Annotated in this window: 25 protein-coding genes; 16 read left to right on the forward strand and 9 right to left on the reverse strand. The window is 71.6% G+C overall.

Annotation, left to right across the window (positions count from 1 at the left end):
* Nucleotides 1-30 precede the first annotated feature (30 nt).
* Both gcvT and IG63_RS0108925 read left to right on the forward strand, forming a co-directional pair.
* Entirely contained in the window at nucleotides 31-1,155 is a 1,125-nt protein-coding gene (gene gcvT / locus IG63_RS0108920) for a glycine cleavage system aminomethyltransferase GcvT (RefSeq protein ID WP_030484024.1), read from the forward strand.
* Nucleotides 1,156-1,171: 16 nt separating this feature from the next.
* Nucleotides 1,172-1,414 (forward strand): hypothetical protein, encoded by a 243-nt coding sequence (locus tag IG63_RS0108925; protein ID WP_245604369.1) that lies wholly within the window; start codon nucleotides 1,172-1,174, stop codon nucleotides 1,412-1,414.
* A 155-nt stretch (nucleotides 1,415-1,569) separates the two neighbouring features.
* Here IG63_RS0108925 and IG63_RS0108930 read toward each other — a convergent pair whose 3' ends face one another.
* The gene (locus IG63_RS0108930; RefSeq protein WP_030484026.1) at nucleotides 1,570-2,187 is read right to left on the reverse strand and encodes a DUF3043 domain-containing protein; all 618 of its coding nucleotides are present in this window, start codon (nucleotides 2,185-2,187) and stop codon (nucleotides 1,570-1,572) included.
* A gap of 166 nt (nucleotides 2,188-2,353) precedes the next feature.
* On the opposite strand from IG63_RS0108930, the gene IG63_RS0108935 reads away from it, so the two are divergent.
* The 7 genes from IG63_RS0108935 (at nucleotide 2,354) to erpA (ending at nucleotide 7,935) form a co-directional block, all read left to right on the forward strand.
* Nucleotides 2,354-3,151, forward strand: a complete 798-nt coding sequence (locus tag IG63_RS0108935; protein ID WP_030484027.1) for a PspA/IM30 family protein — start codon at nucleotides 2,354-2,356, stop codon at nucleotides 3,149-3,151.
* Nucleotides 3,148-3,426: a PspA-associated protein PspAA gene (gene pspAA, locus IG63_RS0108940; protein WP_030484028.1), complete on the forward strand. Its 279-nt coding sequence runs from the start codon at nucleotides 3,148-3,150 to the stop codon at nucleotides 3,424-3,426. Before IG63_RS0108935 ends, pspAA begins: the two co-directional genes overlap by 4 nt.
* Before the next feature lie 70 nt (nucleotides 3,427-3,496).
* Nucleotides 3,497-4,399: a zinc metalloprotease HtpX gene (gene htpX / locus IG63_RS0108945; RefSeq protein ID WP_030484029.1), complete on the forward strand. Its 903-nt coding sequence runs from the start codon at nucleotides 3,497-3,499 to the stop codon at nucleotides 4,397-4,399.
* A 2-nt stretch (nucleotides 4,400-4,401) separates the two neighbouring features.
* Nucleotides 4,402-4,971 (forward strand): PspA-associated protein PspAB, encoded by a 570-nt coding sequence (pspAB, locus tag IG63_RS0108950; protein ID WP_030484030.1) that lies wholly within the window; start codon nucleotides 4,402-4,404, stop codon nucleotides 4,969-4,971.
* Between the two features lie 63 nt (nucleotides 4,972-5,034).
* On the forward strand, nucleotides 5,035-6,297 hold the full coding sequence (locus IG63_RS0108955) for a sensor histidine kinase (protein WP_030484031.1): 1,263 nt from the start codon (nucleotides 5,035-5,037) through the stop codon (nucleotides 6,295-6,297).
* Nucleotides 6,298-6,332: 35 nt separating this feature from the next.
* Entirely contained in the window at nucleotides 6,333-7,433 is a 1,101-nt protein-coding gene (locus IG63_RS0108960) for a glycerate kinase family protein (protein ID WP_030484032.1), read from the forward strand.
* Nucleotides 7,434-7,572: 139 nt separating this feature from the next.
* Complete coding sequence (erpA, locus tag IG63_RS0108965) at nucleotides 7,573-7,935, forward strand: iron-sulfur cluster insertion protein ErpA (RefSeq protein WP_030484033.1); 363 nt, start codon at nucleotides 7,573-7,575, stop codon at nucleotides 7,933-7,935.
* Between the two features lie 84 nt (nucleotides 7,936-8,019).
* Here erpA and IG63_RS0108970 read toward each other — a convergent pair whose 3' ends face one another.
* Entirely contained in the window at nucleotides 8,020-8,256 is a 237-nt protein-coding gene (locus tag IG63_RS0108970) for a hypothetical protein (protein WP_030484034.1), read from the reverse strand.
* A 115-nt stretch (nucleotides 8,257-8,371) separates the two neighbouring features.
* On the opposite strand from IG63_RS0108970, the gene IG63_RS0108975 reads away from it, so the two are divergent.
* The 5 genes from IG63_RS0108975 to IG63_RS0108995 all read left to right on the forward strand — a co-directional run bounded on the left by IG63_RS0108975 (nucleotide 8,372) and on the right by IG63_RS0108995 (nucleotide 13,869).
* Nucleotides 8,372-9,349, forward strand: a complete 978-nt coding sequence (locus tag IG63_RS0108975; RefSeq protein ID WP_030484035.1) for a carbohydrate kinase family protein — start codon at nucleotides 8,372-8,374, stop codon at nucleotides 9,347-9,349.
* Between the two features lie 160 nt (nucleotides 9,350-9,509).
* Nucleotides 9,510-10,391: an aa3-type cytochrome oxidase subunit II gene (ctaC, locus tag IG63_RS0108980; protein WP_245604370.1), complete on the forward strand. Its 882-nt coding sequence runs from the start codon at nucleotides 9,510-9,512 to the stop codon at nucleotides 10,389-10,391.
* The gene (gene ctaD, locus IG63_RS0108985; protein ID WP_051706457.1) at nucleotides 10,388-12,145 is read left to right on the forward strand and encodes an aa3-type cytochrome oxidase subunit I; all 1,758 of its coding nucleotides are present in this window, start codon (nucleotides 10,388-10,390) and stop codon (nucleotides 12,143-12,145) included. The genes ctaC and ctaD overlap by 4 nt, the downstream gene beginning before the upstream one ends.
* Nucleotides 12,142-12,540: a cytochrome c oxidase subunit 4 gene (locus tag IG63_RS0108990; protein WP_030484038.1), complete on the forward strand. Its 399-nt coding sequence runs from the start codon at nucleotides 12,142-12,144 to the stop codon at nucleotides 12,538-12,540. Before ctaD ends, IG63_RS0108990 begins: the two co-directional genes overlap by 4 nt.
* Before the next feature lie 120 nt (nucleotides 12,541-12,660).
* Complete coding sequence (locus IG63_RS0108995; protein WP_030484039.1) at nucleotides 12,661-13,869, forward strand: L,D-transpeptidase; 1,209 nt, start codon at nucleotides 12,661-12,663, stop codon at nucleotides 13,867-13,869.
* Nucleotides 13,870-14,111: 242 nt separating this feature from the next.
* On the opposite strand, the gene qcrB is transcribed toward IG63_RS0108995, so the two are convergent.
* The 4 genes from qcrB to ctaE form a co-directional block, all read right to left on the reverse strand.
* A complete protein-coding gene (qcrB, locus tag IG63_RS0109000) occupies nucleotides 14,112-15,872 on the reverse strand; it encodes a cytochrome bc1 complex cytochrome b subunit (RefSeq protein ID WP_051706459.1) in 1,761 nt (586 codons plus the stop codon).
* Nucleotides 15,873-15,879: 7 nt separating this feature from the next.
* Nucleotides 15,880-16,935: a cytochrome bc1 complex Rieske iron-sulfur subunit gene (gene qcrA, locus IG63_RS0109005; RefSeq protein ID WP_036194968.1), complete on the reverse strand. Its 1,056-nt coding sequence runs from the start codon at nucleotides 16,933-16,935 to the stop codon at nucleotides 15,880-15,882.
* The gene (qcrC, locus tag IG63_RS0109010) at nucleotides 16,932-17,792 is read right to left on the reverse strand and encodes a cytochrome bc1 complex diheme cytochrome c subunit (protein ID WP_030484042.1); all 861 of its coding nucleotides are present in this window, start codon (nucleotides 17,790-17,792) and stop codon (nucleotides 16,932-16,934) included. The genes qcrA and qcrC overlap by 4 nt, the downstream gene beginning before the upstream one ends.
* A 124-nt stretch (nucleotides 17,793-17,916) precedes the next feature.
* Nucleotides 17,917-18,555, reverse strand: a complete 639-nt coding sequence (ctaE, locus tag IG63_RS0109015; protein WP_030484043.1) for an aa3-type cytochrome oxidase subunit III — start codon at nucleotides 18,553-18,555, stop codon at nucleotides 17,917-17,919.
* Nucleotides 18,556-18,687: 132 nt separating this feature from the next.
* On the opposite strand from ctaE, the gene IG63_RS0109020 reads away from it, so the two are divergent.
* Entirely contained in the window at nucleotides 18,688-19,143 is a 456-nt protein-coding gene (locus tag IG63_RS0109020) for an Rv3143 family two-component system response regulator (RefSeq protein WP_030484044.1), read from the forward strand.
* A gap of 5 nt (nucleotides 19,144-19,148) precedes the next feature.
* Nucleotides 19,149-20,180: an anthranilate phosphoribosyltransferase gene (gene trpD, locus IG63_RS0109025; RefSeq protein ID WP_030484045.1), complete on the forward strand. Its 1,032-nt coding sequence runs from the start codon at nucleotides 19,149-19,151 to the stop codon at nucleotides 20,178-20,180.
* A gap of 5 nt (nucleotides 20,181-20,185) precedes the next feature.
* Here the strand turns inward: trpD and IG63_RS0109030 are convergent, their stop codons facing one another.
* The 3 genes from IG63_RS0109030 to IG63_RS0109040 are packed head-to-tail and all read right to left on the reverse strand — an operon-like array spanning nucleotide 20,186 to nucleotide 22,915.
* The gene (locus IG63_RS0109030; RefSeq protein ID WP_030484046.1) at nucleotides 20,186-20,809 is read right to left on the reverse strand and encodes a hypothetical protein; all 624 of its coding nucleotides are present in this window, start codon (nucleotides 20,807-20,809) and stop codon (nucleotides 20,186-20,188) included.
* 56 nt (nucleotides 20,810-20,865) lie between these two features.
* Nucleotides 20,866-21,144 carry an Lrp/AsnC family transcriptional regulator gene (locus IG63_RS0109035; protein WP_030484047.1) on the reverse strand — a complete coding sequence of 93 codons (279 nt, stop codon included), beginning with the start codon at nucleotides 21,142-21,144 and terminating at the stop codon, nucleotides 20,866-20,868.
* Between the two features lie 4 nt (nucleotides 21,145-21,148).
* Nucleotides 21,149-22,915, reverse strand: a complete 1,767-nt coding sequence (locus IG63_RS0109040; RefSeq protein WP_030484048.1) for a DEDD exonuclease domain-containing protein — start codon at nucleotides 22,913-22,915, stop codon at nucleotides 21,149-21,151.
* Nucleotides 22,916-23,063 lie beyond the last annotated feature (148 nt).

Consider the following 23,063-nt stretch of genomic DNA (forward strand, 5'->3'; position numbering starts at 1 on the left):
CCCGACCGACGGCTGCTGTACGTTCGCCGCATGTCCGACGAGGCCGACCAGGGCACCCCGCTGCAGACCTCCCCGCTCCACGAGCGGCACGTCGCCCTCGGCGCCAAGCTGGCGCCCTTCGGGGGCTGGCAGATGCCGCTGGAGTACGCCGGGGGCGGCGTCGTCCGCGAGCACACCGCGGTGCGCGAGGCCGTCGGGCTCTTCGACGTGAGCCACCTCGGCACCGCGGAGGTCCGGGGTCCGGGGGCGGTCGCCCACCTCGACGGCCTGCTCACCAACGACCTGGCGCGGATCGGTCCGGGGCAGGCGCAGTACACCCTGCTCTGCGACGACGAGACCGGTGGCGTGGTCGACGACCTGATCGTCTACCTGCACGACGCCGAGCGCGCGATGCTCGTGCCCAACGCCGCCAACAGCGCCGAGGTGCTGCGCCGTGTGCGCGAGAGCGCGCCCGAGGGCGTCGAGGTCGAGGACCTGCACGCCGCGCGCGCGGTCCTGGCGGTGCAGGGGCCCCGCGCCGAGGACGTGCTGCGCGAGGTGGGGCTCCCCGTCGGCCACGACTACATGAGCTTCGTCGAGGCCGACCTCGACGGCGCCTCCGTGGTCGTCTGCCGCACCGGCTACACCGGCGAGGTCGGCTACGAGCTCGTCGTCGACGCGTCCTCCGCCGTCGCGGTGTGGGACGCGCTGGTCGCCGCCGGCGCGGCGTACGGCCTGGTGGCCTGCGGGCTCGGCGCCCGCGACACGCTGCGCACCGAGATGGGCTACCCGCTGCACGGGCAGGACATCTCCCCGGACGTGACGCCCGTCCAGGCGCGGCTGGGCTGGGCGGTCGGCTGGGACAAGCCGCGCTTCGCCGGCAAGGACGTGCTGGTCGCCGAGCGTGCGGCCAAGCCGTCGCGGCTGCTGCGTGGCCTGCTCGCGCAGGTGCGCGCCATCCCGCGCCCGGGCATGCAGGTGACCACCACCGACGGCACCCCGGTGGGCACGGTCACCTCCGGCACCTTCAGCCCCACCCTCAAGCAGGGTGTCGCCCTGGCCCTCCTCGACCGCGCCGTCGGCCTCGACGACGAGGTGCTGGTCGACGTGCGGGGCCGCGGTCAGTCCTTCGTCGTCACCAAGCCGCCGTTCGTCGTGACCGACGTCCGCGCCTGACCTCCGGGAGACCCTCGTGACCAACGCCCCCGAGCCGACCTTCGCCAGCAGCCGCAGCGACCAGGTGCCGTGGTGGTGGCAGCTGCTCGACGCCGACGGCCGCGTGCTCGACCGGGAGCGCACGGAGTTCCCCAGTCGCAGCGACGCCGAGAGCTGGCTGGGGGAGGTCTACCCCGACCTGGCCGACGACGGCGTCGCCTCGGTCACCCTCCTCGAGGGCGACCGTGAGGTCTACGGGCCGATGTCGCTCTCGCCCTGACGAGGGAGGGACTGCTCCTCGCGCGTTCCTCGGCGCGTCTCTCGGCTCACCGGGTCTCGAGGCTTCGTCGTCCGGCTCTCCTCCGTCGAGCCGGACGGCTCGCACCTCGACCTGCCGACGCCATCGGGCCTTCGCAAGCTCAGGCCCGGGCGTCGTCACTTAGGCCGGCCGCCGATCTTGACCCGGGTCTTCGGGATCCGGGTGGGCCGCAGCTGCAGCATCCGCATCAGGGCGTAGAAGGTGACGCCCTTGAGGCTCTCGTCGGGCATCTCCGCGCGCAGCCGGCGCTTGAGCCGCCAGATCGCGAAGGCGGAGTCGGCGAAGACGACGAGGATCGTCGTGGTCATCAGCGAGGAGCCGAGGTTGACCATGCTGGCGCTGCCGGCCGACTGCAGCACGAGCGCGAGCACCAGGATCGGCAGCAGCAGCTCGGCGATCGAGAGCCGCGCGTCGACGTAGTCGCGGGTGAAGCGCTTGACCGGCCCCTTGTCGCGGGCCATGAGGTAGCGCTCGTCGCCCTCCTTCATCCCCTGGCGCTGCTTGCGCGCCAGCTCCGAGCGCTTGCTGCGCTGCTGCCGGCGGGCCTCCTTGGTGTCGACCGCGGCGCGGGCCCGGCGCTTGGCCTCGGCCTGCGCCTGCTTGCGGGAGGGCGTCGGACGGCCCTTGCCGGGGGTGTGGCCGGGGGTGTGGGCGCCACCGGCGGCCGGCTGCGAAGCCTCGCTCGCGACGGGCGTGGCTCCGGCGGGGGAGTCGGTCTTGTTGCGGCCAAACACGGGTGACGGATCCTCGGGGACGACGGGCGTACGACGGCGCGGGGGCCGGGCGACGGACGGGACGGGCTGGGGTGCGCAGCCTACCTGTCGGACATCTGCCCGACGACGTCGTGCGCGGAGCCGTCCGGCACGGGACGGCTGAGGCGACAGCGGGTAAGTTCTGCCCATGAGCCTCATGAAGCGCATCAGCACGGTCTTCCGGGCCAAGGCCAACTCCGCCCTCGACAAGGCCGAGGACCCGCGCCAGACCCTCGACTACAGCTACCAGCGACAGCTCGAGATGCTGACCAAGGTACGCCGTGGCGTCGCCGACGTGGCGACCAGCCGCAAGCGCGTGGAGCTGCAGGTCAACCAGCTCACCGCGCAGTCCGACAAGCTCACGCAGCAGGCGCAGAAGGCCATCGACGTCGGCCGCGAGGACCTGGCCCGCGAGGCGCTGACCCGCAAGTCGGCCCTGACGGGGCAGATCTCCGACCTGCAGGCCCAGCACACGCAGCTGCAGGGCGAGGAGGAGAAGCTGACGCTCGCCGCGCAGCGGCTCCAGGCGAAGGTCGAGTCCTTCCGCACCCGCAAGGAGACGATCAAGGCCACCTACACGGCCGCCGAGGCGCAGACACGCATCAACGAGGCCTTCTCCGGGATCTCCGAGGAGATGGGCGACGTCGGCATGGCGATCCAGCGCGCCGAGGACAAGACCCTGCAGATGCAGGCCCGCGCGGGTGCCGTCGACGAGCTGATCGCCTCGGGCGCGCTCGACGACGCCAGCTCGCTCTCGCGGGGCGACGACATCTCCCGCGAGCTCGAGGCGATGAGCAGCGGCGCCGACGTCGAGGCCGAGCTCGCCGCCCTCAAGGGCACCAGCAGCGCGCCGCAGCAGCTCGAGGCCTCCGAGGCACCCGGGGAGCCACAGGCGGCCGAGTCGCCGACCGAGGCGCCCGCGCAGCGGCCGGAGGAGCAGCGATGATCGTCCGGATCATGGGGGAGGGTCAGCTGGAGGTCAGCGACGACGAGGTCTCGGCCCTCAACGGGCTCGACGACGCCGTCGAGCAGGCCGTCGAAGCCGGTGACCACGAGGTCTTCGCCGAGGCGCTGGGCACGCTGCTCACGCGCGTGCGCGAGCTCGGACGCCCGGTCGGCGAGGACTTCCTGCACGACTCCGACCTGATCCTCCCGCCGCCCGACGCGACGCTCGAGGAGGTCCGCGCCCTGCTGGGCGACGATGGCCTCATCCCCGGCTGACCCCGGATTTCTCACCAACTTCTCATCCCGTCCGCGGAACGAACCCACGAAGGCACGGCGTTCACCTCACATGGCACGCACCAGATTCCAGTCCGACTCCGGCCTGACCGCGCGGATGACCGCCACGATGTTCCTCCTCGGAGCGCTCTTCGTGGCGATCGTGGTCGCCGTCATGGCCTACAGCCCCGGCCTCGGGGTCGTCGTCGGCATCGCGGGCATCGGCATCGGCATCTTCCAGTGGTGGCGCTCCGACACGGTGGCGCTGCGCGCGATGCGTGCCCGGGTCGTCACCCCCGAGCAGGCGCCCGAGCTGCACGGCATGATCGACCGGCTCTGCGCCATGGCCGACATGCCCAAGCCGGTCGTCGCCATCTCCGACAGCCCCATCCCCAACGCCTTCGCCACGGGCCGGTCGCCTCAGCGCTCGGCGGTGTGCGTCACGACCGGCATCCTGCAGACGCTGAACGCCGAGGAGCTGGAGGGCGTGCTGGCCCACGAGCTCTCCCACGTCGCGCACCGTGACGTGCTCGTCATGACCGCGGCGGCCTCCGCAGGCATCGTCGCGGGCATGACCCTGCAGGGCGCGCAGTTCGGCGCGCTCGGCCGTGGCAACCGCGACAGCGGCGGCGTCCCCGCCGTGCTGATCGCCGTCCTGGTCAGCGTGGTCGTCTACGCCGTCAGCTTCATCGCTCTGCGGCTGCTCTCGCGCTACCGCGAGCTGTGCGCCGACCGGTCGGGCGCCTACCTGACCCAGAAGCCGGGCGCGCTGGCCTCCGCGCTGCAGAAGATCAGCGGGCAGATGAACAACGTGCCCGAGCGCGACCTGCGTGCCTCGCAGTCGATGAACGCCTTCTTCATCGCCCCGGCCATCAAGGGCGCCTCGCTGAGCACGCTGACCTCGACCCACCCCCCGCTGGAGCAGCGCCTCGACCAGCTCGCCAAGATCCAGGCCGAGCTCGGCAAGGCGTACTGACCTTGGGCCTCTGGGACGCGCTGCGCGGGCGTACGACGCCCAAGGCGGCACAGCTGGACGCGCTCTTCGCGGTGCCGTCGGCGGCGATGAGCCTCGAGGCGGCGCTCGGGCTGCGGCCCACGGGCACCGGATCGGTGTGCTTCCGGGCCGCGGAGGGCCATGCCTCACGGCTCAGCCAGGAGGAGGCCGCCGGCCTGGTCGGCACGGGCGGCGGCCCGCGCACCGAGTCGGTGGTCGACGACTACGGCTACACCTGGCTCACCGTGCGCACCGACCCGCCCGACCCCGCCGGGCTGGTGACCGACCTGCACGCCGTCAACGCCGCGCTGGAGGCCCAGGGCTTCTCCTCCAGCCTGCTCTGCTCGGTGATCAGCTTCGTCGACGACGTCGGCGGGCGCGCGCACCTGGTCTACCTCTACAAGCAGGGCACCTTCTACCCCTTCGTGCCGACCGGTCCCCAGTCGCGCGACACCTTGCGCGAGCGGCAGGTCCGCGACGCCGTGGGTGCGGACCTCCCCTTCGAGCCAGACCCCGGTCGCTGGATGCCGATCTGGACGCTCCCAGGAGCGTGAGCACCGAGTAGACCAGTAGTGCGAAAGCGTCAAGATCGGACATTCGTTCCCTATCATTCAGCGGTGACCTCCCCCGATCGGGCTCGCGACGTCGAGCTGACGTCGCTCGCGCTGCTCGACCGACCCCTCCCCGACGTGATGTCGGAGCTCCTGCAGGTCGCGCGCGTCGCCTGCGGCGCGAGCAGCGCCCGCTTCAACCTGCTCTCCTCGCAGCACCAGCACGTGCTCCTCGACGCCGACGGTGCGGAGGGCGTCGTCGCCAAGGAGCAGTCGCTGTGCCTTCGCGTGGTCGAGTCGACCGAGCGCACCCACCTGGTGTCCGACGCCCGCGAGGACGAGCGCTTCGCCCACCTCGACTTCGTGACCTCCGGCGCCGTCGTGGGGTACGCCGCCAGCCAGCTGGTCACCGAGCGCGGCCTGCCCATCGGCACGCTGTGCGTCTTCGACGACAAGCCGCTGCAGTGGGACGAGCGCGCTCGCCGCACGCTGGAGCAGCTGGCGCGCACGGCCTCGCGGGTGCTGGAGGCCGAGCGCGCCCGCGACGCGATGGCCGAGACGCTGACGCGCGCCGTCCGCGACAGCGACGAGCTGCAGCGCTCCAACATGCACCTGGCCGCCTTCGCCGGGCAGGTGAGCCACGACCTGCTGGCGCCGCTCTCCGCGGTGTCGCTCGCCCTGGACCTGGTCGAGGAGCAGCTCGACGAGGGTGACGCCGACCCTGCCGTCCTGCGCGGCTTCGTGGGCACCGCCGTCGGCGCCGCGCGACGCGCCCAGACGACCGTGAGCGGGCTGCTCGAGTTCGCGGGCCTCGGCGGCCGGTTGCGTCGCGAGCCGGTCGAGGCGAAGGGCCTCGTCGACGCGGCACTGGTCGACCTCTCGGCCCGTCGCGGCAAGACCCTGGTCGTGGTCGAGGAGCTGCCCCTGCTGCTGGGGGACCCGGTGCAGCTGCGCGCGGTGGTGCAGAACCTCCTGGCCAACGCCTTCACCCACGCCGAGCGCCCGGGCGGCTGCGTGCTGGTCGACGGCGAGCGTCGGGACGAGGTGGTGCGCCTGCGGGTGCACGACACCGGCCCCGGCGTGCCGCCGGAGCTGCGCGAGCACGTCTTCGCCCGCGGCGTGCGCGGCGACGACGCCCGGAGCTCCGCTGTCGCCGGCCACGGCATCGGACTCGACACCTGTCGCCGGATCGCCGCCTCCCACGGCGGGCGCGTCGGGGTCGAGACCTCGGAGCGGCTCGGCGGAGCGTGCTTCTGGCTCGAGCTCCCCGCCGCCGAGCACACCCGCGGCCAGCTGCCGGCCGCCCTCTCGCACGCATCGACGCCCTAGCGGACGCCGCGCGGAGATGGCCTAGGGTCGTCGCCATGAGGGTCGTCATCGCTCCTGACAAGTTCGCCGGCACCCTCTCCGCCGTGGAGGCGGCTGCCGCCATGGCGCGCGGCTGGGCCCGGCGCGCGCCGGACGACGAGCTCGTCCAGGTGCCCATGTCCGACGGCGGCCCGGGCTTCCTCGACGTGCTGCACGCAGCGCTGGACGGCGAGCTCCACGCCGTCACCGTGCCCGACCCGTACGGCGTCCCCGTGCCCGCGGCCGTCCTGCGCGTCGGCGACACGGCGTACGTCGAGAGCGCGCAGGCGGTCGGGCTCCACCTGACCGAGCCCGACGACCGCAGGCCCGAGCACGGCACCACGGTGGGGCTCGGCGAGCTGCTGCGCGCCGCCCTCGAGACGGGTCCGCGCCGCGTGGTCGTGGGGCTCGGTGGCTCGGCCACGAACGACGCGGGGGCGGGCATGCTCGCCGCGCTCGGGGCGACGGCCGGTCAGGGGTCGCTGACGTCGGGCCCGACGGGCCTCGCCGAGGTCGGCGACGTCGACCTGGCCGCGGCCCGTGAGGCGGTGGGCGACGTCGAGCTGGTGATCGCCTCCGACGTCGACAACCCGCTGCTCGGCATCCACGGCGCCACCAAGATCTTCGGTCCCCAGAAGGGGTTGCCCGACGAGCGCCTGGTCACCGTCGACGGCTGGCTCCAGGTCTTCGCCGACGCCACCGACCGCAAGCTCGCCACGCGCACCGGCACGGGCGCGGGAGCCGCCGGCGGCCTCGGCTTCGCGCTGCTGCTGCTGGGCGGACACCGCGTGAGCGGTCTCGACGTCGTCGCCGAGGCCGTGGGCCTGGACGACCTCCTCACCGGGGCGGGGCTCGCGCTCACCGGCGAGGGCGCCTTCGACTTCTCCTCGCGCGCCGGCAAGGTGCCCTACGGCGTCGCCCAGCTGGCCGCCCAGCACCTGGTCCCGTGCGTCGCCCTGGCCGGTCAGGTGCTGGTCGGCAGCCGGGAGATGCGCGCGCTCGGCGTGGAGTCGGCGTACTCCCTGGTCGAGCTGGTGGGGGAGGAGCGCGCGATGGCCGCACCGGTCGAGTCGCTCGAGCAGCTGGCCGAGCGCACCGCGCGGACCTGGTCGCACTGAGCGACGCGCCCGACGTCCGGTCGACGCACCGTGACCGGACGGGTCGGGGAATAGGCGGCCGTGTGTCACCATTGAGAGGTCGAGACGGTGAGTGTCCCCGTCTCGCACCCCCTGGCCACCGAGCAGCACTGGAGCGAACATGACCGAGCAGGTCGAGACCACCCGTGAGCACCGCGCCGACAGCATCAACATCACCGAGACGGCGACCAGCAAGGTCGCGAGCCTGCTCTCCCAGGAGGGTCGCGACGACCTGCAGCTGCGCATCGCCGTGCAGCCCGGGGGCTGCTCGGGTCTGCGCTACCAGCTCTTCTTCGACGAGCGCCACCTCGACGGTGACGTGGTGACCGACTTCGACGGCGTGGCCGTCGTCGTCGACCGGATGAGCGTGCCCTACCTGCACGGCGCGACCATCGACTTCGTCGACTCGATCGAGAAGCAGGGCTTCACGATCGACAACCCCAACGCCTCCGGCTCGTGCGCCTGCGGCGACAGCTTCCACTGAGGCACCACCCCCAGCACGCGGCGAGGGCCGGCGACCACGTGGTCGCCGGCCCTCGTGCTGCGTCCGGGCGCTGCGCCGGGCGGCTCAGGCCAGGTGCAGGTGCAGCCGTGAGGCGAGGTGTGCCGCGGCGTCGCTGACCGTGATGCCGGCCTTGGTCTTGGCGCGGTCGTCGGCGTCGAAGTCGAGGCGGGGCGCGCGACCGGCGACGTCGAGCAGGGCGCGGCGGCCCGGCAGGTCGACGTGGTGGGCGCAGGCCGCGCAGTCGAGCGTCATCTGGCCGGCGGTGTCGGCCTCGTCGTACGGGCGTCGCTCGTAGGTCATGCCGCCGACGCTAGGGGCTACCGCGAGGTAGGGGCAGCGGTACCGCTGGGTAGTGTTCCGGTGTCCCATCCCGGGTGCCTGCCCAGGTCCGCGACCCATGCTCCAGGAGCTCCCGTTGTCGCTGTTCGTCGCCGGCTCGATCGCCACCGACCACCTGATGAGCTTCGGAGGCCGCTTCTCCGACTCGCTCGTGGTCGACCAGCTCGACAAGCTCTCGGTCTCGTTCCTCGTGGACGACCTGGAGATCCGTCGCGGGGGGTGCGCGGGCAACATCAGCTTCGGGCTCGCCGCGCTCGGCCTGCGGCCGGTCCTGGTCGGCGCCGCGGGCGAGGACTTCGCCGACTACCGCTCCTGGCTGGAGCGCCACGGCGTCGACTGCGACTCCGTGCACATCTCCACCGAGCGGCACACCGCCCGCTTCGTGTGCACCACCGACACCTCGATGGCGCAGTTCGCGAGCTTCTACCCCGGCGCGATGAGCGAGGCCCGGCTCGTCGAGCTGGCCCCGATCGCGCAGCGGGTGGGGGAGCCGAGCTACGTGCTCGTGGGGCCCGACGACCCCGAGGGGATGCTGCGCCACACCGACGAGTGCCGGCAGCGCGGCTACCGCTTCGTGGCCGACCCCAGCCAGCAGCTCGCCTTCGGCGAGGGCGACATGATCCGCCGCCTGATCGACGGGGCGGCGTACCTCTTCAGCAACGAGTACGAGTCGCACCTGATCCAGAGCAAGACCGGCTGGAGCGAGGACGACGTCCTGGCGCGCGTCGGCACGCAGGTCGTGACGCTGGGCAAGGACGGCGTGCGCGTGGTCGCGCGCGGCGCCGAGACCGTCGAGGTGGGCGCCGTGCCGGGCGTGGTCGCGGTCGAGCCCACCGGTGTCGGCGACGCCTTCCGGGCCGGCTTCCTCGCGGCGCTGCAGTGGTCGCTGGACCACGAGCGCGCGGCACAGGTGGGGTGCACCCTGGCGGCGTACGTCGTGGAGGGCGTGGGCACCCAGGAGTACTCCTTCACCCGTGAGCAGTTCGCCGAGCGACTGGCGACGGCGTACGGCGACCGCGCCGCCGTCGAGGTGCGTCCGCACCTGGCCGGCTGAGGTCGCGACTCCCGTCCCACGGGTCACAACCGCCACGTCCTCGGACCGATAGGCCGGGCACGGGACGGGCACAGGTGAGTAGTAGGGTTTCCCTGTCCGTCGTCGGTCACCCAGCCCGTCCGCACGAGGTCTGGGTTTCCCCCGCAGAGAGGCTCGGTACGTGAGTCTGAAGTCCCCGACGCGCCGTCGCGGCGCCGTGGCCGCGAGCGTGATGCTGGCGGCCTCGGTCCTCAGCGGCTGCTCGACCGAGACGCAGGACCAGATCAAGCGGCTCGCCAACCCCGAGACGGCGTCGGTCCAGGCGCCGGCGATGCACGACCTGTGGATGTGGTCCTGGCTGGCCGCGGCCATCACCGGCGTGCTCGTCTGGGGTCTGATCGGCTACGCCTCGATCCGCTTCCGGCGTCGCAGCGAGTCCGAGATCCCCGTGCAGACGCGCTACAACCTGCCGATCGAGATCCTCTACACCGTCGCCCCGCTGATGATGGTGATCGTGCTCTTCAAGTTCACCGTGGAGACGCAGAACGAGGTGCTCGACCCCGACCGCGAGGCCGAGGAGGTCGTCACGGTCGTCGGCCAGCAGTGGTCGTGGACCTTCAACTACAACCTCGGCTACGACGACGAGTCCCGCTCCTACGAGCCCGAGGGTGGCGACACGGTCTTCGACGTCGGCACCCCGGCCGAGCCCCCGACGCTCTACCTGGTCAAGGACAAGACCGTCGAGCTCAACCTCTTCAGCCCCGACGTGGCGCACTCCTTCTGGGTCCCGGCGTTCCTCTTCAAGATGGACGTGATCCCCGGACGCGCCAACAGCTTCACCGTGACGCCCGACCGACTGGGCACCTACGTGGGCCGCTGCGCCGAGCTCTGCGGCACCCGGCACAGCCGGATGCTCTTCGACGTCAAGGTCGTCGAGCAGGACGAGTACGACCAGCACCTCGCCGACCTCGCCGACCAGGGCAACACCGGTCCGGCTCTCGGTGGGGCCGACGCCGATTCCGTGCCGGGCCTGCAGCCCGCGGAGCAGGGAGGGGAAGAATGACCGCCGTCTCCGACGCGCCGTCGCACGTCACCGTCGAGCAGCCCAAGCACAGCCTGGGCACCCAGCTCGCCCGGATCATGACGACCACCGATCACAAGCTCATCGGCAAGCTCTACCTCACGACCTCCTTCGTGTGGTTCCTCGTCGGTGGCGTGATGGCGCTGGTGATCCGCTCCGAGCTGGCCTTCCCCGGCTCGCAGGTGGTCAGCGACGAGGTCTACAACCAGCTCTTCACCATGCACGGCACGATCATGCTGCTGCTCTTCGCGACGCCGCTCTTCTTCGGTTTCGCCAACATCCTGGTGCCGCTCCAGATCGGCTCGCCCGACGTCGCCTTCCCGCGGCTCAACATGCTGGCCTACTGGTTCTACCTCTTCGGCGGCCTCATCACCGTCTCCGGCTTCCTGAGCAACGAGGGCGCCGCGAGCTTCGGCTGGACGGCGTACACCCCGCTCTCCAACGCGGCACGCAGCCCCGGCATCGGTGGTGACCTCTGGATCATGGGCCTGTGGCTCGCCGGCCTCGGCACGATCCTCGGCGCGGTCAACTTCACCGTCACGATCGTGTGCATGCGCGCCCCGGGCATGACGATGTTCCGGATGCCCATCTTCGTGTGGAACAGCTTCGTCACCAGTCTGCTGGTCCTGATCGCCTTCCCGATCTTCGCCGCCGCGCTGCTCGCGCTGGAGGCCGACCGGGCCTTCGGTGCCAACACGTTCGACCCCAGCCACGGCGGGGCGATCCTGTGGCAGCACCTCTTCTGGTTCTTCGGGCACCCCGAGGTCTACATCCTGGCGCTTCCGTTCTTCGGCATCATCACCGAGATCCTGCCGGTCTTCAGCCGCAAGCCGATCTTCGGCTACGTCGGCCTGGTCGGCGCGACGATGGGCATTGCCGTCCTGTCGGTGGCGGTGTGGGCCCACCACATGTTCGTCACCGGCGCTGTCGACCTGGCCTTCTTCTCCGGCATGACGTTCCTGATCGCGGTGCCCACCGGGGTGAAGTTCTTCAACTGGATCGGCACGATGTGGGGCGGGTCGATCAGCTTCGACACGCCCATGCTGTGGAGCGTCGGCTTCCTGACCACCTTCCTCTTCGGCGGTCTCACCGGCGTCATCCTCGCCTCGCCCCCGCTCGACTTCCAGGTCTCCGACAGCTACTTCGTGGTCGCGCACTTCCACTACGTGGTCTTCGGCACGGTCGTCTTCGCGATGTTCGCGGGCTTCTACTTCTGGTGGCCCAAGATGACCGGCAGGATGCTCAGCGAGCCGTTGGGCAAGCTGCACTTCTGGCTGCTCTTCGTGGGCTTCCACACGACCTTCCTGGTGCAGCACTGGGTCGGCGTCGAGGGCTTCCCGCGCCGCTACGCCGACTACGGTCCCGACGACGGCTTCACGCTGCTCAACCAGATCTCGACCGTCGGTGCCTTCCTGCTGGCGCTCTCGACGCTGCCGTTCCTGTGGAACGTCTACATCAGTGCCCGCGGACCCAAGGTCTCCGTCGACGACCCGTGGGGCTGGGGTCGCTCGCTGGAGTGGGCCACGAGCTGCCCCCCGCCGCGCCACAACTTCGTGACGCTGCCGCGGATCCGCTCGGAGTCGCCCGCCTTCGACCTGCACCACCCGGAGGTCGCGGCACTCGAGTACGCCGACAACGACCTCGAGGACGGACCGTCCGACGCGCCCGACATGGACGGGCGTGCCGAGCAGCTGGGCGCCCAGGCGCAGCGCAACAAGGAGGGTGAGCAGCAGTGAAGGCCGAGACCTGGCTTTTTGCCTCGTGCAGCATCTTCTTCGTCCTGGTGACGCCGCTCTACTACTGGTCGAGCAGCGACATCACCGGCACGACCGCCCTGGTGATGACCTTCCTGCTGACCACGCTGGTCGCCTTCTACCTCGGCTTCCACGCCCGCAAGATGGAGCCGCGTCCCGAGGACCGCAAGGACGGCGAGATCGCCGAGGGTGCCGGCGAGCTGGGCTTCTTCCCGCCGTACAGCTGGTGGCCGCTGTGGTGCGGGCTCTGTCTTGCGACGATGACCCTTGGCGTAGGAGTGCATCAGTGGTGGCTGGTCATCATCGGCGCCGTCCTGGGGGCTGTGGCCTTGTGCGGGTTCGTCTTCGAGTACTACCGGGGCGAGCACGCGCACTGAGTCGCACGCGTCCTCGTGACGCGACTGGACCCTGCACGGGACGCGGGCCTGCGAGACCTCAGGGTTGCGTTGTTAGCCTGGGACGGTTGTCGTCGACACCGATCCTGGAGTCCCATCCCCATGTCCCGGGCCCCCCGTCCCCGCCTGCTCGCCGCCGCGGGGCTCTGCGTTCTGCTCTCCGTCAGCGCCTGCGCGGTGACGGGCGACGCCGACGACCCGGCCAGTCCCGCGCCGGCGGCGGCTGACCAGACGACCGACGCTCCGACGTCGGCAGCCGTGGTGCGCAGCAACGTGCGCGCCGGGGCCACGCAGGTCGACCTCGACCAGCAGGTGCGGGTCCGGGTCGTGCGCGGCACCTTCGAGGACCTCAGGGTCACCACCGCCAAGGGCGACCCCGTGGCGGGTGCGCTCAACCCCGCGCGCACGCTCTGGACCTCCGAGGGCCTGCTGCGTCAGGACACCCGCTACCGGGTGCGCGGCAACGCGGTCGACGCCGATGGCGTGGCGACGGCGTACCAGGCCCGCTTCGCGACCCGTGCGCTGACCCTCGACGAGCAGACCTACCCCAGCTTCGTCGCCGACGGCGCCACCGTGGGCGTCGGGATGCCCGCCATCGTGCGCTTCGACATCCCGGTCACGGACAAGGCGTCCATCGAGCGGCACCTGAAGGTGACGAGCGCGCCGGCACAGCCCGGCTCCTGGCACTGGCTCAGCGACACCGAGGTGCACTTCCGCCCCAAGGCCTACTGGAAGCCCGGCACCGAGGTCACCGTGAAGGCCGACGTGGGCGGCGTCCCGGCCGGCAACGGCATCTACGGGCAGCTCGACCGCACCGTCGGCTTCACCGTCGGCGACGCCATGGTGAGCAAGGTCGACATGCGCTCGCACCAGATGAAGGTCTACCGCAACGGCGACCTGCTGCGCACGATCCCCATCACGACGGGGGAGCAGCCGAAGTTCACCACGCGCACCGGCACCAAGGTCATCATGGAGAAGTTCGAGTCGCGCCGGATGAGCTCGGAGACCACCGGCATCCCCGTCGACAGCGCCGACGGCTACGACCTCGACGACGTCAGGTACGCCATGCGGCTGACCTACTCCGGCGAGTTCATCCACGCCGCTCCCTGGTCGGTCCCCAGCCAGGGGAGCGCCAACGTCAGCCACGGCTGCACCGGCATGAGCACCGCGGACGCCGAGTGGCTCTACCAGAACTCCTCCATCGGCGACGTCGTCGAGTACGTCGGGAGCGACCGCCCGATGACCGTCGCGAACGGCTACGGCGACTGGAACCTGCCCTACGCCGAGTGGCAGGCCGGCTCCTCCCTCTGACCCGGGACCTGCCCGGCGATCGACTCACCGGGTCTCGAGCAGGCGCTGCGCGCCTTCGTCGACCACCCGGGGCGTTCGGGTGGTCGAGGAGGTTGCGCAGCAACCGTCTCGAGACCCCCGCGACCGCACCAGGACGCCGTCCGGGTGGTCGAGGAGGTTGCGCAGCAACCGTCTCGAGACCCCCGGAGACGGCCGAGGGCCCGCAACCCCTGGTGGAGTGCGGGCCCTCGGAGGGTGCTGCGTCAGTGACCGCTGAGCTGGTGGCCGTGGCCGGTGGCCTCGTCGCGACCGTCGAACTGGTGGCCGTCGGCGGGGTGGCCCGACAGTGCCGCCTCGTGGGCGTGCTCGTGCTCGGCGTGGTGCCGTGCCTCCTCGAGCTCGGCTCGCGTCGGCTTCTGGATGTTGTCGGCCATCCACAGCCGCGAGAGCCGGGCGCGGAGCCGGTCCTTGCGGGCGGTGGGGGAGGCGACGCCGTTGCCGTCGGACCCCGTGGGCGCCGAGAGCACCAGGTCGCGGTCGCGCGCCGTCAGCGTGTAGGCCTTGGCCTCCGGCAGCGGCAGGTGCTTCTCGCTGTAGCCACCCTGCGGGTCGCGCATGATCACGCCCGACTCGTAGCCGTGCAGCAGCCGCTCGTTGTCGGCACGCTGCAGCGACAGGCACCAGCGCCTGGTGATGATGAAGGCGATGATCGGACCGATGAACACCGCTCCCCGGAGGAAGTAGGTGATCTGGTTGATCGAGAGCCCCATCCGGATGGCGATGATGTCGTTGCCGCCGGCGGCCCAGGAGAGGCCGTAGAACGTCATCAGGGCGACCATGACCGCGGTGCGGGTCGGCGCGTTGCGCGGCCGCTGGAGCAGGTGGTGGTCGCGCTTGTCGCCGGTGATCCACGACTCGATGAAGGGCAGCATCAGCAGGATGGTGAACATCAGCCCGGGCATCACGATGATCGGGAAGAAGACGTTCCACGACCAGGTCGTGCCGAAGACGTGGGTCTCCCAGCCGGGCATGAGGCGCAGCAACCCGTCGGGCCAGCCCATGTACCAGTCGGGCTGCGAGCCCGCGGTCACCTCGGCCGGGTTGTAGGGGCCGTAGCGCCAGACCGGGTTGATGCCGATCAGCCCGCCCATGAGGGTCAGCACGCCGAAGACGACGAAGAAGAAGCCACCGGCCTTGGCGGCGTACACCGGCAGCATCGGGTAGCCGACGACGTTCTGCTCGGTGCGGCCGGGACCGGGCCACTGCGTGTGCTTGTGGTAGACGAGCAGCAGCATGTGGGCGGCGATCAGCGCCACGAGGATGCCGGGGATCAGCAGCACGTGCACGGTGTAGAGCCGCGGGATGATCGAGTCACCCGGGAACTCCCCGCCGAAGAGCAGGAAGCTGGCGTAGGTGCCCACGATGGGGATCGACTTCATGAAGCCGTCGGCGGCCCGGATGCCGGTGCCGGAGAGCAGGTCGTCGGGCAGCGAGTAGCCGGTGAAGCCCTCGAGGGTGCCCAGGAGCAGCAGCAGGCACCCGATGACCCAATTGAGCTCGCGGGGCTTGCGGAAGGCGCCGGTGAAGTAGACGCGCAGCAGGTGGACCATCATCGACGCGACGAAGACCATCGCGGCCCAGTGGTGGACCTGGCGCATCAGCAGACCGCCGCGCACGTCGAAGGAGATGTGGATGGTGGAGGCCATCGCCTCGGACATGTGGAGGCCGCGCAGCGGGCTGTAGGAGCCCTCGTAGATGACCTCGGCCATGCTCGGGCGGTACCAGAAGGTCAGGAAGACGCCGCTGAGCAGGAGCACGACGAAGCTCCACAGGGCGATCTCGCCCAGCATGAAGGACCAGTGGTCGGGGAAGACCTTGCGCAGGTTCTTCTTCGCCACCCCTGCCAGCCCGAGCCGGTCATCGGCCCAGGTGGCGGCGGCACCGACCCGCGAGGGCTTGCCGGCCTTGGCTGCGCTGCGTCCGTTGGACGGCGCCACGCCTGCCGAGCTCGTCTCAGCGCTCATGATTCACTCACTCCGGTCCGGGCTCATCGTTGTCGCGCTCCCAGAAGCTGGGCCCCACCGCCTCGGTGAAGTCGCTCCTGGCAATCAGGTACCCCTCGTCGTCGACCGCCAACGGCAGCTGCGGCAGGTGTCGCGCCGCGGGTCCGAAGACGACCTTGCCGTTGTCGGCGAGGTCGAAGGTCGACTGGTGACAGGGGCACAGGAGGTCGTGGGTGGTCTGCTCCCACAACGAGATCGGGCACCCGACGTGGGTGCAGATCTTGGAGTAGCACAGGATCCCGTCGACGCCCCAGTCCTCGCGGCCGGGCCACGGGGTGACGTCGGCGGGGTCCATCCGCACGATGACGACGGCGGCCTTGGCCTTCTCGACGAGCAGCTCGTGGCCCTCGATCTGCTCCTCGTCGCCGACGTCGTTGAAGAAGATCTCCGGCTCACCGTTGACGAGCTGGCCGACCTCCATGTCCTCGGGCCGGATCGGGGTGCCGGAGATGTCCTGCACCACCCGCATGCCCTCGCGCCAGACCGTGGTGTTGAGCTTGTTGCCCGGCGTGGGGCCGAGGTCCCACAGCAGCACCCCGGCGGGCGCCACCAGCAGGCCGACCGCGCCCAGGAGCGAGTTGCGGATGAGCGGACGGCGCCCGATCTGCGACTCCTCGAGGCCGGTCTGCAGGATGCCGACGGTCTCCTCGCGGTCCTCCGGCGTGGACGCCGCCGCGTGGCGGTACTCCACGATCTCGTGGTCGGCCATGAGCTTGCGGGCCCAGTGGATGGTGCCGACGCCGATGAGGAGCAGCGCCATGCCGAGGGTGAGACCCAGGAAGAGGTTGGAGGCGCCGAAGCCGAGGAAGGTGTCGAGGTCGTCGCCGACGCCGAAGGCGAAGTAGGCGACGATGAAGAGCACCGTGAAGACGCTGGAGAGCCCGAAGAGCATCGCCACCTGCCGCTCGGCCCGCCTGCTGGCGGCCTCGTCGACGTCGGTGGCGCGCGGCAGGTGGGCGGGCAGGCCGGGATCGGCGATCGGGTCGCCCTCGACCTGGGCGAGGTCGCGGTCGGTGGTGCTCACGACGCCGCCTCCTTCTTCTGCTTCTTCGTGGTGCGCGTGGAGGCGGTGCCGATCCAGACGGCGAAGCCGACCAGGCTGCCGATGCCGATCAGCCACGCGGCCAGGCCCTCGGTGACGGGGCCGAGTCGACCGAGGGAGAAGCCGCCCTGGTCCGGCATCTCGTTGGTGTAGTTGATGTAGGCGATGATGTCGCGCTTGTCCTCGGGGGTCAGCACGGCGTCGGAGAAGACCGGCATCTGCTGGGGGCCGGTGAGCAGGGCCTCGTAGATGTGCTTGTTGGAGACGCCCGTCAGCTTCGGCGCGTAGCGGCCGCGGGGGAGTGCGCCGCCGGCGCCGGCGAAGTTGTGGCACGCGGTGCAGTTGGTGCGGAAGAACTCGCCGCCGCGCACGACCGACTCGTTGTCGAGGCCCTCGGTGGAGTACTGCTCGGAGTCGGGGACGGCGGGGCCGGGGCCGAGGGAGGCGACGTACGCCGCCAGCGCCTCGATCTCCTGGTCGTCGTAGACCGGGGGCTTGCGCTGGGCCTGGGTGCCGGGGTTGGACATCGGCATCCGGCCGGTGCCGACCTGGAAGTCGACCGAGGCGGCGCCGACGCCGACCAGCGAGGGACCGTAGTTGTTGTCCTTGTTGGTCGGGATGCCCTCGGCGTTCTTGCCGTGGCAGGAGGAGCAGCCGACCAGGAAGAGGGCGCGGCCCTGCGCGACCAGGTCCTCGTCGGTGGTCGAGGCCTGCGCGGTGCCGGGGACGAGCGCGGCGTTGGCGACGGCGTAGGCGCCGCCGGCCAGCAGGAGTCCGAGCATCAGCACGGCGGGGGCCGCGAAGCGGCTGCGTCGCCGCGAGGAGAGACGGTCGGAGATCCGCCGAGCGACACCTGCGTCGGAGCGACCGGGCCGGGAGGGCCGGCGACGGAGCTTCTGGGTGAGTCGCACCAGTGAGTCCTTCGTGGTCAGTGCTGCGGGGCTGGGTGGGGGAAGGGAACGCTCAGCGGATCAGGTAGACCGTGGCGAACAGAGCGACCCACACCACGTCGACGAAGTGCCAGTAGTAGGACACGACGATCGCGGTGACGGCTTGCTCGTGGGTGAACTTGCGCGCGAGGTAGGTGCGGCCGAGCACGAAGAGGAAGGCGATCAGGCCGCCGATGACGTGGATGCCGTGGAAGCCGGTGGCCAGGTAGAAGACCGTGCCGTACGCCGAGGAGCTCAGCGTGAGGCCCTCGTGGACCAGCTCGGCGTACTCGAAGGCCTGGCCGCCGATGAAGATCGCGCCCATGACGTAGGTGAGGATGAACCACTCCCGCAGGCCCCACAGCTTGAACTGCCACACCGAGCCGGTGCGCCCGACCTGGCCGTCCTCGGCCTTGAAGACGCCGAGCTGGCAGGTCACCGACGACAGCACCAGGATGATGGTGTTGGTCGTGGAGAAGGGGATGTTGAGGAGCTCGGTCTCCTGGGCCCACAGCTCGGGGCTCACCGAGCGGATCGTGAAGTACGCCGCGAACAACGCCGCGAAGAACATCAGCTCGCTGGACAACCACACGATCGTGCCCACGCTGACCATGCTGGGACGGTCGTGGTGCCCGTGGAGCCGGGACGCCGGGATAGCCGTTGCTGTCGCCACGCGCCCATTATTGCCCGACGCCTCGAAGGTGAGCACCCCTGGGGCTGGTGTTTCGTCGCCGCCGGGAGATGAGAGGCCGCTGAGCAGGGACGCAGAAGTCCGTGTGAGTCCGGCGACGGTAGGCTCCGGCCCGTGAGCGACTCTGTCACCGACTCCGGCACCGGCTCCGGCACCCCGGGCACCGCGGACCCCGAGGGGTCCCTGCGGATCCTGGTCTACAGCGACGACGTCGACACCCGTCAGCAGGTGATGCTGGCGCTCGGCAAGCGGCCGCACCCCGACCTGCCGCCCGCCGAGTACGTCGAGGTGGCCACCGAGCCGGTCGTGATCCAGCAGATGGACGCCGGCGGCATCGCCCTGGCGATCCTCGACGGCGAGGCCGTGCCCGCCGGCGGCATGGGCATCGCGCGCCAGCTCAAGGACGAGATCTACCAGTGCCCGCCGCTGCTCGTGCTCACCGGGCGCGTGCAGGACAACTGGCTGGCCACCTGGTCGCGCGCCGAGGGCGCCGTGGCCCACCCCATCGACCCGGTCGAGCTCGCGGAGACGGCCGCGCGGCTGCTCTCCTCGCGCGTCCCGGCCCGGTAGGCGGCGTGTCGCACACCTGGCCCGAGGTGCTCACCCGGCTGGTGCAGGGCCACGACCTCGAGGCCGACCAGACCGCCTGGGCCATGGGCCAGGTGCTCGCCGGCGAGGCGACGACCGCGCAGGTCGCCGGCTTCGCGGTCGCGCTGCGGGCCAAGGGCGAGACGGTGGCCGAGATGGAGGGCCTCGTCGCCGCGATGTACGCCGCCGCGAAGCCGCTGCACGTCGAGGGCCGGCTGCTCGACGTGGTCGGCACCGGGGGCGACCGCTCCTTCTCGGTCAACATCTCCACCATGGCCGCGATCGTCGCGGCGGGCGCCGGCGCGACCGTGGTCAAGCACGGCAACCGCTCGGCCTCCTCCAAGGCGGGCAGCGCCGACGTGCTCGAGCAGCTCGGCATCCGCCTCGACCTGCCCGTCGACGACGTCGCCCGGGTCGCGGAGGAGGCCGGCATCACCTTCTGCTTCGCCGCGGCCTTCCACCCCGCCATGCGGCACGCCGCGGCCGCTCGCGGCGAGCTGGGCATCGCCACGACCTTCAACTTCCTCGGCCCCATCGCCAACCCGGCGCGCCCGGCCGCCCAGGCCATCGGCTGCGCCGACCCGGCCATGGCGCCGGTGATGGCGGGCGTCTTCGCGCGTCGCGGTGTCGACGCGTGGGTCTTCCGCGGCGACGACGGCCTCGACGAGCTCACCACCACGACGACCTCGACGGTCTGGCTGGTCGAGGGCGGCGAGGTCGTGCCCCGGACCGTGGACCCGTCGGAGCTCGGACTGCCGCCGGGCACGGCGGAGCAGCTGCGCGGGCGCGACGCGGCGTACAACGCCGAGGTCGTGCGCCGCGTGCTCGCCGGGGAGCAGGGGCCGGTGCGCGACGCCGTCCTGCTCAACGCCGCGGCGGCCCTCGCCGTGCACGAGGGCGACGGCGCGGGCCGCACGCTCACGGAGCGGCTCGCCGCCGGCCTCGAGCGCGCCGCCGACGCCGTCGACTCCGGCGCCGCCGCCGCCACCCTCGAGCGCTGGGTCGCCGCCAGCCGCTGACCCGCTCAGAGCGGCAGTCGCCAGCTGCCCGAGCCGTCAGGGGCGGGGCTGAAGCCGAGCCGCTCGTAGTACGGCGCCACCATCCGGGGAGGCGTGACGACCTCGGTCCAGCCGCGGTCGCGGAAGACCTCGCTGTGACGCCACACGAACTCGCCGGGCGTGAAGTCGCGGTAGCGCCGCGTCACGTAGTCGAGCTCGACGCGCGCGACGCCGTCGCCGTCGTCGCGCACCAGCACCACGCCGACGGTCTCGTCGCCGCGCTGCACCAGGAAGGCCACCCGCCCCGGCTCCGCGCCGTCCCAGACCAGGTCGGGCTGGTGGCGGAGGATGTCGGCCTCGTGCACGCGCAGCACGTGCCGCAGGTACTCGTCGTCGGGACCGACCTCGAGCACGGTGTACGCCGCCTCGTCGTGCCGCGTGCCGAGGAGGGAGCGCAGGTGCCACAGGTTGATGGCGACCAGGGCGAGGTTCATCGCCACCATCGGCCAGATCTCCAGCGCGGCGTTGAACCAGGTCAGCACCACGCACGCCACCAGGTTGAGCGCGCGCAGCCGGAGCACCCGGCTCTGCATCACCGAGACCACGAGCAGGGCCGAGCCGGCCCAGCCGAGCAGGTCGAGCCACGTCATGGGGCGCGAGGGTAGTCGCCGCCGACTGCAGGCCGCCGCCGGCAGCCGCTCAGGGCTCAGTCGAGGCCGAGGGAGAAGGCGGCCTCGAGGTCGTGACGCGAGTAGGTGCGGAAGGCGATGTGTGTCTCGGTCTCGAGCACCCCGGCCACCTTGTTGAGCTGGTCGGCCACCACCCGTGCCACGTCGTCGTGGTCGCTCACCCGCACCAGGGCGATCAGGTCGATCTGGCCGGTGACGCTGTAGACCTCGCTCACCCCGTCGAGCCCGGCGATCGCGTCGGCGACCTCCGGGATCCGGGCCACGTCGGCCTTGACGAAGACGATGGCGGTGATCATGGGGTCAACGTACCGGCTGGTGGACCGTCGCCAGCGGCCTGCGCTCGTCGAAGGGCACCAGCTCGGCGCGCGAGGCCTCGACCGCGTCGTGCACCTCCAGGTGGCGCGTGGCGCCGCGCACCGGGCAGGCCCACTCGCCCTCGACGTGCACCAGACGCACCCCGGGCTGCTCGAGCCAGCGGAGCAGCTGCTCGGACTCCTCGGCGCTGGCGGCCGGCGTGGGCCCCAGGCCGGGGAGCACGGTGTCGGAGGAGATCCGCAGCTCCCGGACCCAGGTGCCGGCGTGCGCGTCGGCGGGGATCACCCCCGCCGCGGTGAGGCGACCGTGCCGCACCACGTGGACGGCCCAGCGGTGGTCGTCCTCGCGGCGCGCCGCCACCAGCTCGGGCAGACGGGTGAGCGCCGAGAGGCGCTGGCAGCGCGCCACGGAGCGCACGAAGGACGCCAGCCGGTCGCGGTGGACGGCGGCCTCCTCGAAGCGCTCCTCGGCGGCGAGCCGCGCCATGCGTGCCTCCAGGGCCTCCACCACGCGGCCGGGGTCGCCCCGGAGCGCGTCGCGCACGGCCTCGACGAGCGCGGCGTACGACGGGAGGTCGACGCTGCCGTCGCAGGGCGAGGTGCAGCGACCCAGCTCGGCCAGCGCGCAGGCGGTGCCGGTGGGCACGATGGGCAGCCGACCGGTGCACTGGCGCAGCGGGAAGCCCTCGTGGAGCGCGGCCAGGCACTTCTCGGCCGTGCGCCGCGAGGAGAAGGGGCCGAGGTACTCCGCGCCGCCCTCGGCGTCGTCGAGCACCCGGCGCACCAGCGAGAGCCGCGGCCAGGGCTCGACGGTGAGCTTGAGCCAGTGCACCTTGTCGGGGTGGCGGCTGCGCTTGTTGTAGGGCGGCCGGTGCGCGGCGATCAGCCGCAGCTCACGCACGCGGGCCTCGAGGGGCGTGGCGCACTCGACGTGGGAGACGCTCTCGGCGATGCCGACCATCTCGCCGATGCGGGTGCGGGTCTCGGAGGCGGTGAAGTAGGAGCGCACCCGGGTGCGGAGGTCGCGCGAGGTGCCGACGTAGAGCACCCGCTCCTGGGCGTCGCGGAAGAGGTAGACGCCCGGCGCGTGGGGGAGGTGCTCGGCCAGGTGGCGCTTGCGCCTCACCTGCGGGCTGACCCTGGAGCTGAAGGTGACGAGCTCCTCGAGGGTGTGGACGCCGAGCCCGCCCAGCCGGGCGACCAGCCCGTGGAGCACGTCGACGGTGGCGCGGGCGTCGTGCAGCGCGCGGTGGTCGGGCGTCGTGGAGGCGCCGAAGAGGGCGGCGAGCGAGGAGAGCTTGCAGTTGGGGCTCTCGTCGCGGGTGACCACCCGCCGCGCGAGGGTGGCGGTGTCGACGACCTCGAAGCGCGGCCACGGGCGCCCCTGCGCCGTCGCGAAGTGGCGCAGGAATCCGATGTCGAAGGGCGCGTTGTGCGCGACCAGCACGCAGCCCTCGGCGAACTCGAGGAAGGCCGGCAGCGCGCTCTCGATCGCGGGCGCGCCCGCCACCATGGCGTCGGTGATGCCGGTGAGCACAGCGATGAAGGGCGGGATCGCGGCGTGCGGGTTGACCAGGGTCTGGAACTCGCCCACCACCTCACCGCCACGCACCTTGACGGCACCGATCTCGGTGATCATCGAGCCGGCGGCGGCCGAGCCGCCCGTGGTCTCGAGGTCGACCACGCAGAAGGTGATGTCGCGCAGGGGACGACCGAGCTCGTCGAAGCTCATCTGGTCGTCCCACCTGCCCATGTCGCCCGACGGTAGGCGGGAGGTGCGACAGCGGAGGGCGCGGCGCGCGGGCGGCCGGGGTGGGCACCCTCACGAGCCCGACCGCTTGGCCGACGCGGGAGCGGCTGTCGGTGGCGGGTGGTTGCGTGTGCCGCGTCGTCGACTTCCC

The organism is Nocardioides aequoreus (assembly GCF_000720335.1).
In the GTDB taxonomy this organism is placed as follows: Bacteria; Actinomycetota; Actinomycetes; order Propionibacteriales; family Nocardioidaceae; genus Marmoricola; species Marmoricola aequoreus.

Coding starts and splice junctions, on each gene's coding strand:
- ctaD (WP_051706457.1), top strand. CDS start 10,388: ATGACCGCCGTCTCCGACGCGCCGTCGCACGTCACCGTCGAGCAGCCC.
- IG63_RS0109035 (WP_030484047.1), bottom strand. CDS start 21,144: ATGATCACCGCCATCGTCTTCGTCAAGGCCGACGTGGCCCGGATCCCG.
- IG63_RS0109040 (WP_030484048.1), bottom strand. CDS start 22,915: ATGGGCAGGTGGGACGACCAGATGAGCTTCGACGAGCTCGGTCGTCCC.
- gcvT (WP_030484024.1), top strand. CDS start 31: ATGTCCGACGAGGCCGACCAGGGCACCCCGCTGCAGACCTCCCCGCTC.
- htpX (WP_030484029.1), top strand. CDS start 3,497: ATGGCACGCACCAGATTCCAGTCCGACTCCGGCCTGACCGCGCGGATG.
- qcrB (WP_051706459.1), bottom strand. CDS start 15,872: ATGAGCGCTGAGACGAGCTCGGCAGGCGTGGCGCCGTCCAACGGACGC.
- IG63_RS0108995 (WP_030484039.1), top strand. CDS start 12,661: ATGTCCCGGGCCCCCCGTCCCCGCCTGCTCGCCGCCGCGGGGCTCTGC.
- erpA (WP_030484033.1), top strand. CDS start 7,573: ATGACCGAGCAGGTCGAGACCACCCGTGAGCACCGCGCCGACAGCATC.
- IG63_RS0109030 (WP_030484046.1), bottom strand. CDS start 20,809: ATGACGTGGCTCGACCTGCTCGGCTGGGCCGGCTCGGCCCTGCTCGTG.
- pspAA (WP_030484028.1), top strand. CDS start 3,148: ATGATCGTCCGGATCATGGGGGAGGGTCAGCTGGAGGTCAGCGACGAC.
- IG63_RS0108960 (WP_030484032.1), top strand. CDS start 6,333: ATGAGGGTCGTCATCGCTCCTGACAAGTTCGCCGGCACCCTCTCCGCC.
- IG63_RS0108970 (WP_030484034.1), bottom strand. CDS start 8,256: ATGACCTACGAGCGACGCCCGTACGACGAGGCCGACACCGCCGGCCAG.
- IG63_RS0108935 (WP_030484027.1), top strand. CDS start 2,354: ATGAGCCTCATGAAGCGCATCAGCACGGTCTTCCGGGCCAAGGCCAAC.